Raw genomic sequence first — 13,751 nt, 5'->3', positions numbered from 1 at the left:
CCTGATGAAACGACTCGTTATGATTATGCTCGTCAGTCTCAGTGTATCGGGTTGTGCCTTTAACAGCGTACTCATTAGCTACCCGTCGCAAATCGCCCCGATAAAAGCAGCATTAAATCGCCCCACCACCAGCCCTATCTACCACCAGCTGGATGATAAAATAAACGGCGCCGATAAATTGTTATACGCCCAAGAAGCTGGCAGAGTAGCGCAAATAGGTGGCGACTTCAGCGCCAGTAAAGGCTATTACGATAAGGCAATTGACGCTTATCAAGCCTTTGATGAACAAGCTACCCTCAGCATCTCGGATACCGGCGCCAAAGCCTCTAGCCTGTTGATTAACGACAATGTGATCCCTTACCGTGGGCCTGGGTTTGAGCGCATCATGCTGCATCAGTACCAAGCCCTGAACCACCTGTTCAGTGGTGACAGCGAAGCCGCCTTAGTGGAAGTTCGGCGCAGTAATCAACTGCAAAGTTCAGAACAAGCCCGTTATCAAAAGTCGATGCAAGGGGTGCAGTCGATGGCCAACGGCACCATAGATGCCGAGATCAACAAACTGGGACAAGCTGCGGGCAACACCACCAGCTCGTTTTTAAACGCCTACAGTTATTACACCACAGGGTTACTGTATGAGTTATTGGGCGAGGCTAACGATGCCTTTATCGATTATCGCAAAGCGGCGCAAATCACCCCAAACAACCCTTATCTGCAACAAGATTTAGTCCGATTAGCCAAGCAACTGTCAATGCCGCAAGCGGATGATTTTGTTCGCCGCTGGGGCGATGCTAACCCCGCCAGCGCAGGGCAAGGACAAGTGGTGTTATTAGTCGAGCGCGACTTTGTCCCAGAAAAGCAAAGCTTTACCGTGCCTTTTTCTATCCATGGCAATTGGCAAACGGCATCATTAGCCACCTATTACCCCGACCGCTCTCCTGTACGGCCTGCACAGATTAATGGCCTTGGGCGCCGCTTAACCGCCGCGCCACTCGCCAACATCGACGCCTTAGCCATCACAGCATTAAAAGAGGCGTTGCCCGCCGCACTGTTTCGCCAAGCGGCTCGAATTTACGCTAAATCAGAAATGGCAAGACGGGTGCGAAGCGACTCAAAAAAGGCTAACAATCAATTCGATGCGGCGGCGCTTGCCATACAAATTTTTAATGTCGTCACCGAACAACCCGACCGACGCAGCTGGCTAACCCTGCCAAAGCAAGCCCAAATCGCCCGCGATTATGTGGATGCTGGCCGCTATGCTATCCAACTCGACCAAGGTCAGGCGCAGACGATAGACGTACAAAGTGGTAGAACAACATTAATTTGGATAATTGATACTGGTAATTACACCCGCTTTTATTCAATAATCATTTAACCTCATTACAGGAATCGGTATGTTTATGAAAAAGTTCAAGCTCATTTTTATCATTGCTGTGGCCATCGGCCTAGCGGGCTGTCAATCACGGGTTCAATACGGTGATGCCACTGAAGTAGAAACCGTAAATGAAAACTTCGGTTCCACCGATCTGCAAGCGATCACCGCCAAAATGGTCGACAGCATGTTGACTTTCCCACCCGTCGTGGCAATGACAGCCAACGACCGTCCCATTATTTTTGTCGACAATATCAAAAATAAAACCTCTGAGCATATTGATACCGAATCAGTTACCGATTCGATCAGCAACAAGTTACTGCGCTCAGGTAAGTTCCGCTTTATCGACATGACTAAGGTAGACAGTGTTCGTAAGCAACTGGATTACCAAAATAACTCTGGCATGGTTGACCCTTCAACTGCCATTAATTTTGGCCGCCAAATCGGCGCGCAGTTTATGCTGTATGGCAACTTGTCGAGCATAGTCAAACAAGACGGTAGCACCACTGATGTGTACTACAAGATGACCATGCGTTTGATGGATCTCGAGACGGGCCTCATTGAATGGTCTGATGAAAAAGAGATCCGTAAGACACGTTCTAAGTCGTTCCTCGGTTTGTGATCTTTGCCTGCCAAAAAAAACCAGCAACGTGCTGGTTTTTTTATGACAGGTGATACATCGCCTTCCGATCACATCAGCCCAGATTGATTAATGACAACTCCATGGCTCAACACATTCTCGCGTTGAAACAGCGCCTGCCGGCTAAACAGCGACACTCAGGCCTGAGCCTGTGTATCATGGCCGCCGCGGTGCTATTGCTCAGCGCATGCCAAAGTACACCCACGACGCAGCCTGCTCACCAAGCACAAGATAACGCCACCATCAGCGCCGAGCAGGCACGCTCGCGTGCCAATCGCATCAGTGATATTCACTATCAATTGGCGCTAGATCTCAGCGATAATCAGCACTTTCGTGGTGAGGCGACCATCAGCTTTAGCTTAAATGACAACGACGCGCCCTTATTATTGGATTTACATCAGGCGCGACTGCACCAGCTAACGATTAATGACCAGCGCCTCTATCCCAATTACGATGGTCAGCACCTGCGCCTTTCCCCCTCGCTGCTTAATCGTGGTAGTAATCAAGTCAGTCTCAGTTATAGCCACCCATACAGCATAGGCGATCAGGGATTGATCCAAGCTATCGATGCCGTTGACGGTCGCCGTTACCTCTATAGCCACCTGCTGCCCGCCAGCGCCCAGCGCATGATGCCGGTGTTCGATCAACCCAACTTAAAAGCGGTGTTTCAACTCTCGGTCACCGCTCCCAGCGACTGGCGAGTGTTCAGCGCGGCCGCTGAGCGAGAACAACGCCACGGCACAAACCTTAGCCAATGGTTCTTTGCACCGAGCCCCCCGCTGAGTCCGCATACATTTTCGCTTATCGCAGGCCCATATCATCAATGGCAATCGGATGAAGCATCGCTGACGCTGCGATTGCTGGCGCGGCAATCGATTGCCCACCAGATAGACACCGACACTTGGCTGGCGCAAACCCATCAAGGACTCACTTTCTACCGTCAACAACTCGGTGTCGACTATCCTTTTAATCATTACAACCAAATTCTAGTGCCACACCTGCCGACACAGACGATGGCCAATGCCGCCAACGCCACCTTTGCTGAAACCGCTATTGATGCGACGCCTTCCTTGTCACTCAACTTACGCACCTTAGCCCAGCAATGGTTCGGTAATTTAGTGACCTTAAACTGGTGGGACAGCTTTTGGCTCAGCCAGAGCCTAGGTATTTTACTGGCCAACAAGGCGATGATTGCAGACCCTTCCACCCCCGCCAGATATCAAGACATACACAATGTTTACCAGCTCGATGACAAGCACAGTCTAACCCCACCAAAACAGGCTGTGATGAATAGCGCGCAGGTTGAGCCGGGCGTCAATCAAGCCATGCTCAGCAAAGGGGTCGCCCTGTTAACTCAACTCAATTACTTGGTGGGCGATACCGCTTTCAACCAAGGCCTGCAGTACTACCTTGAGCAGCACCGCTTTGGCAATGCCAACCTTGACGATTTTATCGCGAGCCTAAGCTTAGCGGCCAAACGTCCGTTAGCAACATGGGCCCAGCAGTGGCTCTACCAGGCTGGAGTTAACCGTATCGAGGCGCAGTTCCAGTGCAGCAACGGCCGCATCAGCCACTTTAATCTACATCAGAGTGCCAGCGAGCAATATCCCACCTTACGGCAACAAAAGGTTAAACTGGGGCTGTTTACCTTGGGCCGTGACACATTGCATCGCAATTTGGTCGTGGCAACGACCTACAGTGGTAGCGACACTGAGATTAAGCGGCTGCAAGGGGTGCGCTGTCCCGATTTAGTGTTTCCCAACTACCAAGATTGGGGGTATGTGCAGGTACAACTTGATCCAGAATCCTTAACGACGGCGCTATTGCATCTGAGTAAAGTTGACGAGCCCAAGTTGCGCATCATGCTGTGGCAAACCCTGTGGCACAGTGTCACTCGGGGCGAGCTCACTCTCGACAAGTTTCTTGGCAGTGTATTTATCAACGCGCCGCAAGAAGATGACCCTCAGGTATTACAACCTCTGTTAAGTCAGTTGAGGCAAGCCAAGGCATTGCTTGAGCAGATGAGTCCCAATCGGCAACATTACAGCCAGCGGGCGATGAGGGCATTAGAGCAGATGAGCTTGCGCCTGACCATGAGCCGTCAAGCTATGCCAGAGATCCAACACTTGTGGCTTGAGGCCTATATTGATTTTGCGCTCAGCCATCAGGCTAAGCAGCATCTGAGCGCACTGCTTAACGGCACCGAGCGGCTCACTGGGGTTGAGCTGACGCCTGCCCTGCGCTGGGACATGGTGATCCACCTTAATCGTTACGATGCCATAGGCGCCCAGCGACTATTACAGCAAGAGAAGCTGCGCGACTCTTCGCCGCAAGCGCAAATGCTGGCCCTGAGCGCCGAAGTCGCCCAGCCCATTGCGGCGCAAAAACGCCAATGGTTTGAACGTATACAGCGACATAACGCCGATGCCGATAGCCTGATGTTGGCCAAACTGCTGCGTATCATGCCGCACCTTTATCCTAGCGAGCAAAAAGCCCTTAGCCAAGCAACCGCCGAGCAACGCTTAAACGAGCTTGCACAGTTAGATAAACGTAATAGCGCCCGCTTTATGCAGGCCTACAACCAGTATTTACTGCCGCAAGAGTGCTCTTACGCTAGCGTGGCGCGTTTATCGCGCTTGCTTAATAGCGAGCCTGACTTGAGCCCGGTCACCCAGCGCGGCGTGAAGCAGGCTATCGAAGCTGAACAAGCCTGCATCACCATCCAGCAGCCTTTGCGTCAATAACATAAAAAATGCCACCCCAGAGGGTGGCATTTCTTTATAGCTAACCCATGGGTTAGCTACTTAAGCAAACCGAATACCGAGCAATATCTACGGCGAACATATAGGGTAACGGCCTAGGCCGACACTATGAAATACAGTCGATGGATAAACCGTATGCGATAAACCTAAGGGGCTTAAATAAACAGCTCTTTAATGTTTTTCAGATCGCTCTTGCCTTCCAGCAGCTCTTGCTGTGATAACCCAGACACTTCATGGGGGAACACCAACCAATCATCAGACTCATGGATAAAGTAATCCGGCTTTAGCTCAACTGCGGTGTTTTTAGGTTTGTAATAAGGGCAAGCAATACGCACATCGGTTGGCATATTAAGGCGCATCAGCTCTTGGAGCTTGGTTTTAAGCGCGTGGATGCTACGGCCTGAATCAAACACATCATCGACAATCAATAACCCACCATCGGCATTGGCATTTTCAACAATGTAATGCAAACCATGCACTTTAATCTTTTTGCTCTGCTGATTAATGCCATAGTAAGAGGACGTACGAACGGCAATATGATCGGTGTCGACCTTTTTAAAATCAAAATACTCCTGTACCGCAATCCCTATTGGAGCACCACCACGCCAGATCCCAACAATAAATTGTGGTCTGAAACCACTGTCAAAAACTTGTGCTGCTAAACGAAAGGAATCTTCAAGCAACTCCTGCGCAGTAATAAAGCGTTTCTCTGACATCTGACCGTCCCCATCTTGTTATATTGAGTATTCGATTGGGCAAAGGCTAATCTAAAAAGATTAGCCTTTGCCCAAATTCAACGTAGCACAAGAATATCGGATTGAAACTCAAAACGATTAAAAAGTGGCTACGGGATTTTGGGGCTGGATTTTATACTAAAAAACCTGCCCCTGCAGGACTAAATAACTAAAACTGCAGGACAGGTTCACTTTTATAAACAGTAAAGCTGCCAAGTGACGGCTAAGCTGGGCTTATCAACCTACGGACTTACCCCAGCGTGATTTTCACCTCACCAGCCAGAGTAATGGCGCTCGCCTGCTTATCGCTGGCCTCGCTAAAGTCTGGCGACATTAGGGTATCGACATAATGCCAGTCACTTTTAACCTGATTGTGATCGAAGCTAAGTACCATAAAACCACGATCGCGCAGATTGGTGTATTTCAGCCCCTCGACCAGATCAACAATGCCCGCTTCGGTAACACTTTGCTGATCGGCTTCAATGCCTAAATAGTACTCCAACCCTGGAGAGGAAACTGAACTGGTGGCAAACTCAACACCTACGTTGTCGCCATGGCTGTCGGTTAGCTCGTTTGCCCAGGCATTATGGGTGTCACCGGCTATCACCACCAAGTTAGCACCTTTGGCCTTAGCTGTGGCTAAAATCACTTCTCGCTCATAGGCATAGCCATCCCAGGCATCTAAGTTATAAGGAATGGCAGGCAGTTGCAGCAAGGCCATCACTTCGGGGGTTAACTTATACTGGTTAGCGATCAAATAGCTATACTCTTGCGCCGTTAAGGTCGGATCGCCTGCCTGGGCCCGCGCAGCTAGTTGCGCTAAGGCCCCCAACTCGGCGTATTGGTACACAGACAATTTTTGGGTGGCGATAGCCGCTGGCAACAACATACTGCCCATCAGCACTTGCTGGCCCAGTACCTGCCACTTACCTGTGCCATTAAGCAACGATGCTTGCAACCACTGCAACTGCTCAGCCCCCAACATAGTGCGGGTATCACTGGTGACATCGGCCATAAAGCGCGCGCTGTCGATAGTATTGCTGGCATCATCGATATAGTCAGCATAATCGAGCTGCTTATCACGCGCTAATTGGCGGGTATCGAGCATATGTAAATCGACCAAGTCGCCAAAGTTAAATGAGCGATAGATCTCTTGATGATTGCCCTCAGACCATGGACGAATAGGCAGCCACTCAAAATAGGCTTGCAGCGCAGCAGTTTTGCGCGCTGTAAAATCCCCTTCATCTGCATTGTGGTTTTCTGCGCCATCAGCCCAACTATCGTTGGCCACTTCATGGTCGTCCCACACAGTAATAAAAGGGACTTTGGCATGTAGGGCATTTAATGCGGCATCACTGCGGTACTGAGCATAGCGCGTGCGATAATCACTAAGGGTTAACAGCTCACCTGCGGGTAACACTTCCCGGCCAAGCTCGGCGGCATGTTCACTGGCATAGCCCCCTCGGCCATATTCATAAATATAATCGCCTAGATGGATCACCGCATCGAGCCCAGCCATCTCACTGGCCAACTGATACACATTAAAATAGCCTGCAGGAAAGTTAGCACACGACATTACCGCTAATTTAACTTGCTCCACTGCGCCCTCGGGTAAGGTCTTAGTCATCGCGACCTCGGAATAACCCTCGCCGCATTTAAAGCGGTAATAATACGCTGTGCCCGACATCAGCCCGATGGCATCGACTTTCACCGTATAATCGCGCGCGGCAGATGTGGTGGTTTCGCCATTGCCAATAATATTGCTAAAGGCTTCATCGGTCGCGATTTCCCAACTGACATTGAGCTCCCCCTCAACCTCGGGCGTGACTCGGGTCCACAAGATCACCGCCTCGTGAGTGGGATCGCCACTGGCAACCCCATTGAGAAACTCCCCACGGGCAGCGTTAGCTTGCTCATCATCGTCACTGCTTGAGCAGCCCATTAAGCCATAGGAGATGACCGCGGCGCCCACTCCTTTAGCCGACATGGCTAAAAAGTCCCTGCGTGAATAGTGTATTTTCATTGTTATCCCTTTCATGGTTATTCTTATATTGATGCCTATTATCCTAGCGAAACACACTTCACGTCATAGGAGTACAGCTTAAGCATGGCAAAGCAATCACCTTAAGTGATGCTCGGCGCCTGGTAAGAGGTCTAATGACGATAAGTATTGTGCAACGATATTGCAACATTATTACAGGTTAAGCTAACTGCCGATTAATTCACCTAAACCTAATTTTAAGGTGGCAGTGCGCCTGCATGTAGTTAAGAATAAAACATAAAATTGTAACTAATAAACAGATATTTAACGCAGTCAACATTGCTGCTATTATCATCGACATACTCACTGTCAGTTGAAGGAATCAACAATGCACGTTAGCGATATTATGAGCACCAACCTCGTCTGTATTAGCGATCAGGCGACCGCCAAAGATGCCCACCTATTGATGCAGAGTCGTGGGGTTCGCCACTTGCCTGTCATCAGTGAGCATGACGGGCGTCTCGTGGGAATATTGACTCATAAGAAGATGATCTCCACCGTGATCCACATGCTTACCGCTTATGGCCCCGATGCGCTCGATCGCAAAGAGCGTAAAACCTTAGTGGCAGACATTATGGAAAAGCAATTTCAACAACTTAGCGTCGATGAGCCGTTAGCCGTGGTGGTCGACTATTTTATTGATAACAAATTGGGGTGTTTACCCGTTGTAAACGACAATAACAAGATTGAAGGGATCATCACCTCATCGGACTTTGTGAAACTGTGTGCCACACTGTTAAAAGCCTAATGGCTCATAACAAAAGATAGGCAAATAGGGGCGCAACAACGACCATAGTGATGCCAGTAAAGATCATGGTGAGACTTGCTACAACGCCCTCCTCAGCGCCAAACTCTGCCGCCTTGGCCGCCCCCACGCCATGAGCAGACGCCCCTAATGCAGCCCCTTTAGCCAGTGGGCTGCTAATTTTGGCTAAGGTAAATACAGGCCCACACAACAACATACCTAAGACACCAGTGAGCAAGACTAACATGGCAGTCAAGTCGGGCTCGCCACCAAATACCGTCGTTGCTTCTATGGCAAATGGCGTTGAAACTGAGCGCACCAATATACTGTGCGACAACTCTGGCGGCAGGTAGATCAATTTAACCAACAACCACGAAGAGAATAACCCCACGAGCAAGCCTGTGATAACCCCTAAACTCAGGGTTAATGGGTAACGGGCGATCAGATGGCGCTCTCGATAGATTGGCAATGCAAAAGCAATGGTGGCAGGTGCTAACAACGCACTTAAATAATGGCTGTAAACAAAGTAAGTGGGCAGCGGGATAGCCAACAGCCCCACAAAAGTCAGCAGACACACAGGCGTCAAAATCATCGGTGACAACCACCAATAACCATAAGCACGATATAAACGTTTACTGACAAAATAACACAACAGGGTTACCACTAAGCAGACAATGGCTAAACTTTGAGACGCGATAAACGCTTGCATATTAATGGCCTACTCTTGTTGATTGCGTCGTCGCGGCCAATTCACTCTTACGGCGATTGCGACGGTGCTCAAATCGAAACACACAGTCAATCACCACTCCTGTGATCAACAATACACAAATGCTGCCTAACACTAAGGTCAGTAGCAAGCTGACGCCATATTGCTCAAACAAGGGCGCATAATGCAGTGAAGCCACCACAGGCGGAATAAAAAACAACAAGAGTTCCCCTAATAACCAAGTTGCACCAACGGCCACAAAACGTTCGGGTAACCAATCAAGTGCCAGTAAACCAAACAAGCCCAACAGGCCCACAACACTGCTAGGGATAGGCAGCGACAAGATATTCACTAACCATTGCGCCGTTAAGGCGAGCAAACAGAGTAAGCCAACTTGCAATAGCGTCTGCAATAGACGTTTTAGCGATAAAAAAGAGTCACTCATAGCAGAAACTTAAACGGAAATATGATGAATAGGATTATTTTACGCTTGCATCATTAATAGAAAAAATGAATATTATTTATAAATTGCATAACTAAAAGCTATTCACAAATGGATCTCAAGGCTCTGCATTACTTTGTCGAAATCGTTAATTGTGGTGGGTTTAATCGCGCGGCCTCAAAAATCCATATCAGCCAACCGGCGCTATCTAAATCGATAAATCAATTAGAAACCGAATTGCAATTGCCGCTACTGATGCGTGGCAAACGCGGCACAGCCATCACCCTTACGATCCATGGCCAATTAGTTTACCGCTATGCACAACAACTCCTTGATACCAAGCAGGCACTATTTGACGAACTCGATGCACTCAAAGGCCTCAATCAGGGCGAGTTAAAACTGGGGCTCGCACCGCTAGGCAGCGCCGAACTATTTGCCCCCATCATCGCCAAATATCGCCAACGCTATCCACACATAAAGACCCAACTATTGGTGCGCGGCGGCGTAGAGCAGAGCTTAGCGCTGCAACAAGGCGAGATTGAGCTCGCCACAGGTATTATTGAACTCAATCAAGACCTTGACGCCATCGCCATTCATACTGAGCCCATGGTGGTGGTGTTACCCAGCCAGCATCCACTAGCAGCCAACACTGATATCCCGATGAGCGCGCTACAGCACTGCCCGCAAATTCTGTTTGAACCTGAATTTTCTTTACATGAAATGGTCATTAGCGCCTGCAATGATGCAGGGGTGACACTGGATAACCCCACCCATGTTAATCAGCCTGAATTTGGCATTGCCTTAGTGGCTGCAGGAATTGGCGTCATGTTGCTGCCCAAGTTTATCGCCGAGCGTTATCAGCTCGAAGGCGTTGTCAGCCGAGCTCTGACACAGACCCAGCTTAAGTGGCGCATGAGCCTATTTTGGGAGAAAGAGAAGCCACTGTCATTTGCAGCCAGTGCCATGATAGATCTGGTGAATGAGCATCTACAGCTCCAACCATAAAACCAAACGCCGCCCTATTGGCGGCGTTGATAAACATAGCGTAGTTAAGAACGTGGAGTTACGACCCCATAGCGACGAACCCAAAGTTACGAACGCAGTTTACTGATCCCAGACATAAGCAAGACGGCAATGGCACCGGCAAGCACGCCAAACAGCGCATTAAGCACACTAGGGGTGATAAAGCTCAATACCGGCCCAAGCATCGCCCACTGCTCCACCACAGCTGCCCACTGGTTAAACAGTTCACTCAGGCTATGAATACCGTGGGTTAAAATACCGCCCCCCACCATAAACATCGCGATGGTACCAACCACGGTTAAGCCGCGCATCAGATAAGGCGCTGCATTAACTAAACTGTGGCCAAAGCGTCGTCCTAAACGGGTCAGCATACTTTCGCCCTGACGCTGGCTTAAGTAAAGGCCGGCATCGTCAAGTTTCACAATTCCCGCGACTAAGCCATAAACCCCAATGGTCATCAACACAGCAATAACAGTTAAAGTCACCACCTGCGTCATAAAGCTGGTGTGAGCCACGACACCTAACGTGATGGCAATGATCTCCGCCGATAGCACAAAGTCGGTACGAATCGCGCCGTTGATTTTCTGTTTTTCATAGGCTTGCAGATCGAGCGATGCGATATCTGCGTGAGGCTCACTGCTCGGCTCATGGGAGTGAGTCGCGCTATGATAGAGCTTCTCAAATCCTTCATAACAGAGAAACAGACCACCAAACATCAGTAGTGGGGTCACCGCCCAAGGAATAAAGGCACTGATCAACAAGGCCGCCGGCACGAGAATCGCTTTATTACGCAATGAACCTTTAGCCACAGCCCAGACCACTGGCAGTTCACGATCAGCGTTAATGCCAGACACCTGCTGCGCATTAAGCGCTAAATCATCGCCCAATACTCCTGCAGTTTTACGTGCAGCCATCTTACTCATAGCTGCGACGTCATCTAAAATGGTGGTAATATCATCGAGCAAAGTTAACAAACTTGCGCCTGCCATAGAGTCTCCTTTAATTAAAATATCCAGCGATATCCTTTAGCAAAACCGATTCATTCGGCCATACAGCATAGATACCTGTTAAATTACGCCGCAGATAAGTCAGTTACCAGCAGAAAAATAGAATAATGTGCTATTGCCACATTCTCGGCTAAGTAAGTTAAACAAACAGAAGCATTTCACATACCCCTAACAGCAACTATGAGTATAATAACGACAGAAGATTCGTTTATCCTTACAGGAACTCCTTATGACTCAAGATGAAATGAAAAAGGCAGCTGGTTGGGCAGCCCTACAATACGTTGAGAAAGACACCATAGTCGGCGTCGGTACAGGCTCAACCGTCAACCATTTTATTGATGCCTTAGCCACCATCAAGGCCGATATCGAAGGCGCAGTGTCGAGCTCTGAAGCCTCGACTGAAAAAATGAAAGCCTTGGGCATTCCTGTATACGACCTTAATTCGGTCAATGAGGTAGCTGTATATGTGGACGGAGCTGACGAAATCAATGGTCATATGGATATGATTAAAGGCGGTGGTGCGGCGCTAACTCGTGAGAAGATTGTCGCGGCAGTGGCCAAAAAGTTTGTCTGTATCGTCGACAACACTAAGCAGGTGGATGTATTGGGTGAGTTCCCACTGCCTGTGGAAGTGATCCCTATGGCGCGCTCTTATGTGGCACGTGAATTAGTTAAGCTCGGTGGCGATCCTGTGTATCGCGAAGGTGTGGTAACCGACAACGGTAACGTGATCTTAGATGTTTACAACATGAAGATCGTTAACCCCAAAGAGCTAGAGGAGAAGATTAACCAGATAGTCGGTGTGGTCACTAACGGCTTATTCGCTCTGCGCGGCGCAGATGTGCTATTGGTCGGTACACCTGAGGGTGTCAACACCATCGAGCAAGACTAACCATTTGAGTGGTAGTCTGCTGTATACCGTTCACATGCAATAACCCAGCGGTATATTGATGATTAACCATTAAAAAGTAACCATTAAAAAGCCACCCCATCTCCATAGCGTGGCTTTTTAGTATGACAAGCTTGTACTAAAAGGCGATTCTGCGTTAGCTAGCGCACCTAATACTGGTCATTAAACAGGCTTATTGGCCACTTAATCTCTTACCAAAAGAAATAGCGTAAGCAGTTGAACGTAAACGTAAAATACGGTCATCACTAGATTCAACCCCTTGAGCCAACGCATTAGGATCGAAGTTAATCAAATCGCAGTTGTTATCGCCGCTGCTGGTAATACTCAATGTGCCCAAGGTGATCACTTCACGATCTTCTGGCCACGCTTGTGATGGATTATTGGTGACATCATCGGCCTGACCGATAACCGCTTGCAGCTCAAAATGGGCCGGATCTTGGCTTAGCTCCTCTTTCAATTTGTCGGCTAAAAAGGTGTCTGGCAACTGCTTCATCTGCGCTTTAGTTAACAGTTTCTGCCCTTCGGTCGGCACTAAACGCCATTTAAACTTGGTTTTCTTACCTTGGTCATCGACAAAATAGAAGGCATGAATACCGTGATAATTAACCGATGCATATGAACTTGGCGGATTATTGGCTTGCAGCCAATTAAACTGCGGTAAGGTGCTTGGGTGCTCCTGACGGTATTGTGCCACCTGACTAAAATCCACTTTACCTTGTTCGTCAGGCACTAAGGTTTCAAGTAACCCTAAAAAGACTTCGGGTGACTTACCCGGAAAGACTGGCGTGGTTAAGCCTGCAATGTAGTGCACGCTACCATCGGCCATGGTGAACTTAACTCCCACTCCACGAGGGCTTCGCTCGGTTTCATTGGCCGCAGGGTTGCCACCCGCCATTGAAAAACGAATGTTAGCCGTGGATTTTTCACCATTAAATAGGGCACTACTAGAATAGCGACCACCCGCATCGGTTGGGGTGAACTCACCCACGGCGCACACCCCTTTGGCATGCCCTTTACGCACACCCGGTTGTTTACCCGCAAGCTTTTCAAATACATTAATAAAATCTACGCCTGTGGCTTCTGCGTGAGCCACGCCGCTTGCAGCCATGGTTGACACTAAACATGCTGATAGTGATAGTGCTTTAAAATTCACGATTAACTCCGCTAAACGTTATCAATTAAATACGATGGACAGTAAGACCGCGCTTGATCACCTTTTATTTCAACTGAGGTTAAATGAGTGAGTTTAATTACCAGCGGCTAGTCAGCATAGCTTTGCATTAAGCCTGCCCTTGTTGAGCTTGAAGCTAAAAATGATAATCGCTGCCGCGTCATGCCACAGAAAATAAAAAAAACGCCTAAGGCATATCGA

General features: G+C 48.8%; 12 protein-coding genes. 6 read left to right on the top strand and 6 right to left on the bottom strand.

All coding sequences use genetic code 11. The features are described 5' to 3' along the window. Nucleotides 1-4: 4 nt before the first annotated feature. From DN599_RS08880 to pepN, 3 genes are all read left to right on the top strand, one after another. Complete coding sequence (locus DN599_RS08880) at nt 5-1,372, top strand: COG3014 family protein (RefSeq protein ID WP_110457256.1); 1,368 nt, start codon at nt 5-7, stop codon at nt 1,370-1,372. Nucleotides 1,373-1,397: 25 nt separating this feature from the next. Continuing rightward, nucleotides 1,398-1,991, top strand: coding sequence for a penicillin-binding protein activator LpoB (gene lpoB, locus DN599_RS08875; RefSeq protein ID WP_110457521.1), 594 nt, complete (start codon nt 1,398-1,400; stop codon nt 1,989-1,991). Between the two features lie 101 nt (nt 1,992-2,092). After that, a complete protein-coding gene (gene pepN, locus DN599_RS08870) occupies nt 2,093-4,753 on the top strand; it encodes an aminopeptidase N (protein ID WP_110457255.1) in 2,661 nt (886 codons plus the stop codon). Between the two features lie 173 nt (nt 4,754-4,926). Here pepN and DN599_RS08865 read toward each other — a convergent pair whose 3' ends face one another. Both DN599_RS08865 and DN599_RS08860 read right to left on the bottom strand, forming a co-directional pair. Beyond that, nucleotides 4,927-5,487 carry a phosphoribosyltransferase gene (locus DN599_RS08865; protein ID WP_110457254.1) on the bottom strand — a complete coding sequence of 187 codons (561 nt, stop codon included), beginning with the start codon at nt 5,485-5,487 and terminating at the stop codon, nt 4,927-4,929. Between the two features lie 268 nt (nt 5,488-5,755). Next, nucleotides 5,756-7,528 (bottom strand): alkaline phosphatase D family protein, encoded by a 1,773-nt coding sequence (locus tag DN599_RS08860; protein WP_110457253.1) that lies wholly within the window; start codon nt 7,526-7,528, stop codon nt 5,756-5,758. 346 nt (nt 7,529-7,874) lie between these two features. On the opposite strand from DN599_RS08860, the gene DN599_RS08855 reads away from it, so the two are divergent. Continuing rightward, a complete protein-coding gene (locus DN599_RS08855) occupies nt 7,875-8,294 on the top strand; it encodes a CBS domain-containing protein (protein WP_110457252.1) in 420 nt (139 codons plus the stop codon). 4 nt (nt 8,295-8,298) lie between these two features. Here the strand turns inward: DN599_RS08855 and DN599_RS08850 are convergent, their stop codons facing one another. Both DN599_RS08850 and DN599_RS08845 read right to left on the bottom strand, forming a co-directional pair. After that, nucleotides 8,299-9,000, bottom strand: a complete 702-nt coding sequence (locus DN599_RS08850; protein WP_110457251.1) for an LrgB family protein — start codon at nt 8,998-9,000, stop codon at nt 8,299-8,301. A gap of 1 nt (nt 9,001) precedes the next feature. After that, the gene (locus DN599_RS08845; protein ID WP_110457250.1) at nt 9,002-9,442 is read right to left on the bottom strand and encodes a CidA/LrgA family protein; all 441 of its coding nucleotides are present in this window, start codon (nt 9,440-9,442) and stop codon (nt 9,002-9,004) included. A 108-nt stretch (nt 9,443-9,550) separates the two neighbouring features. On the opposite strand from DN599_RS08845, the gene DN599_RS08840 reads away from it, so the two are divergent. Then, on the top strand, nt 9,551-10,444 hold the full coding sequence (locus DN599_RS08840) for a LysR substrate-binding domain-containing protein (RefSeq protein WP_110457249.1): 894 nt from the start codon (nt 9,551-9,553) through the stop codon (nt 10,442-10,444). A gap of 86 nt (nt 10,445-10,530) precedes the next feature. On the opposite strand, the gene DN599_RS08835 is transcribed toward DN599_RS08840, so the two are convergent. After that, nucleotides 10,531-11,451 carry a DUF808 domain-containing protein gene (locus DN599_RS08835; RefSeq protein WP_110457248.1) on the bottom strand — a complete coding sequence of 307 codons (921 nt, stop codon included), beginning with the start codon at nt 11,449-11,451 and terminating at the stop codon, nt 10,531-10,533. 247 nt (nt 11,452-11,698) lie between these two features. Here DN599_RS08835 and rpiA point away from each other — a divergent pair, with 247 nt between their 5' ends. Then, entirely contained in the window at nt 11,699-12,361 is a 663-nt protein-coding gene (gene rpiA, locus DN599_RS08830) for a ribose-5-phosphate isomerase RpiA (RefSeq protein WP_110457247.1), read from the top strand. Nucleotides 12,362-12,551: 190 nt separating this feature from the next. Here the strand turns inward: rpiA and DN599_RS08825 are convergent, their stop codons facing one another. Further along, nucleotides 12,552-13,532, bottom strand: a complete 981-nt coding sequence (locus DN599_RS08825) for a catalase family peroxidase (RefSeq protein ID WP_162599183.1) — start codon at nt 13,530-13,532, stop codon at nt 12,552-12,554. Between the last annotated feature and the right edge of the window lie 219 nt (nt 13,533-13,751).

Origin of the sequence: Shewanella algidipiscicola, from assembly GCF_900380485.1 — a bacterium.
Lineage (GTDB): Bacteria > Pseudomonadota > Gammaproteobacteria > Enterobacterales > Shewanellaceae > Shewanella > Shewanella algidipiscicola.
This window is presented reverse-complemented; position numbering and strand designations above follow the sequence as displayed.

What these genes read in the sequence shown, in the direction of transcription:
- DN599_RS08845 (WP_110457250.1), bottom strand. Translation starts at nt 9,442, where the DNA reads ATGAGTGACTCTTTTTTATCGCTAAAACGTCTATTGCAGACGCTATTG.
- DN599_RS08880 (WP_110457256.1), top strand. Translation starts at nt 5, where the DNA reads ATGAAACGACTCGTTATGATTATGCTCGTCAGTCTCAGTGTATCGGGT.
- pepN (WP_110457255.1), top strand. Translation starts at nt 2,093, where the DNA reads ATGGCTCAACACATTCTCGCGTTGAAACAGCGCCTGCCGGCTAAACAG.
- DN599_RS08840 (WP_110457249.1), top strand. Translation starts at nt 9,551, where the DNA reads ATGGATCTCAAGGCTCTGCATTACTTTGTCGAAATCGTTAATTGTGGT.
- DN599_RS08850 (WP_110457251.1), bottom strand. Translation starts at nt 9,000, where the DNA reads ATGCAAGCGTTTATCGCGTCTCAAAGTTTAGCCATTGTCTGCTTAGTG.
- DN599_RS08835 (WP_110457248.1), bottom strand. Translation starts at nt 11,451, where the DNA reads ATGGCAGGCGCAAGTTTGTTAACTTTGCTCGATGATATTACCACCATT.
- rpiA (WP_110457247.1), top strand. Translation starts at nt 11,699, where the DNA reads ATGACTCAAGATGAAATGAAAAAGGCAGCTGGTTGGGCAGCCCTACAA.
- DN599_RS08855 (WP_110457252.1), top strand. Translation starts at nt 7,875, where the DNA reads ATGCACGTTAGCGATATTATGAGCACCAACCTCGTCTGTATTAGCGAT.
- DN599_RS08865 (WP_110457254.1), bottom strand. Translation starts at nt 5,487, where the DNA reads ATGTCAGAGAAACGCTTTATTACTGCGCAGGAGTTGCTTGAAGATTCC.
- lpoB (WP_110457521.1), top strand. Translation starts at nt 1,398, where the DNA reads ATGAAAAAGTTCAAGCTCATTTTTATCATTGCTGTGGCCATCGGCCTA.
- DN599_RS08860 (WP_110457253.1), bottom strand. Translation starts at nt 7,528, where the DNA reads ATGAAAATACACTATTCACGCAGGGACTTTTTAGCCATGTCGGCTAAA.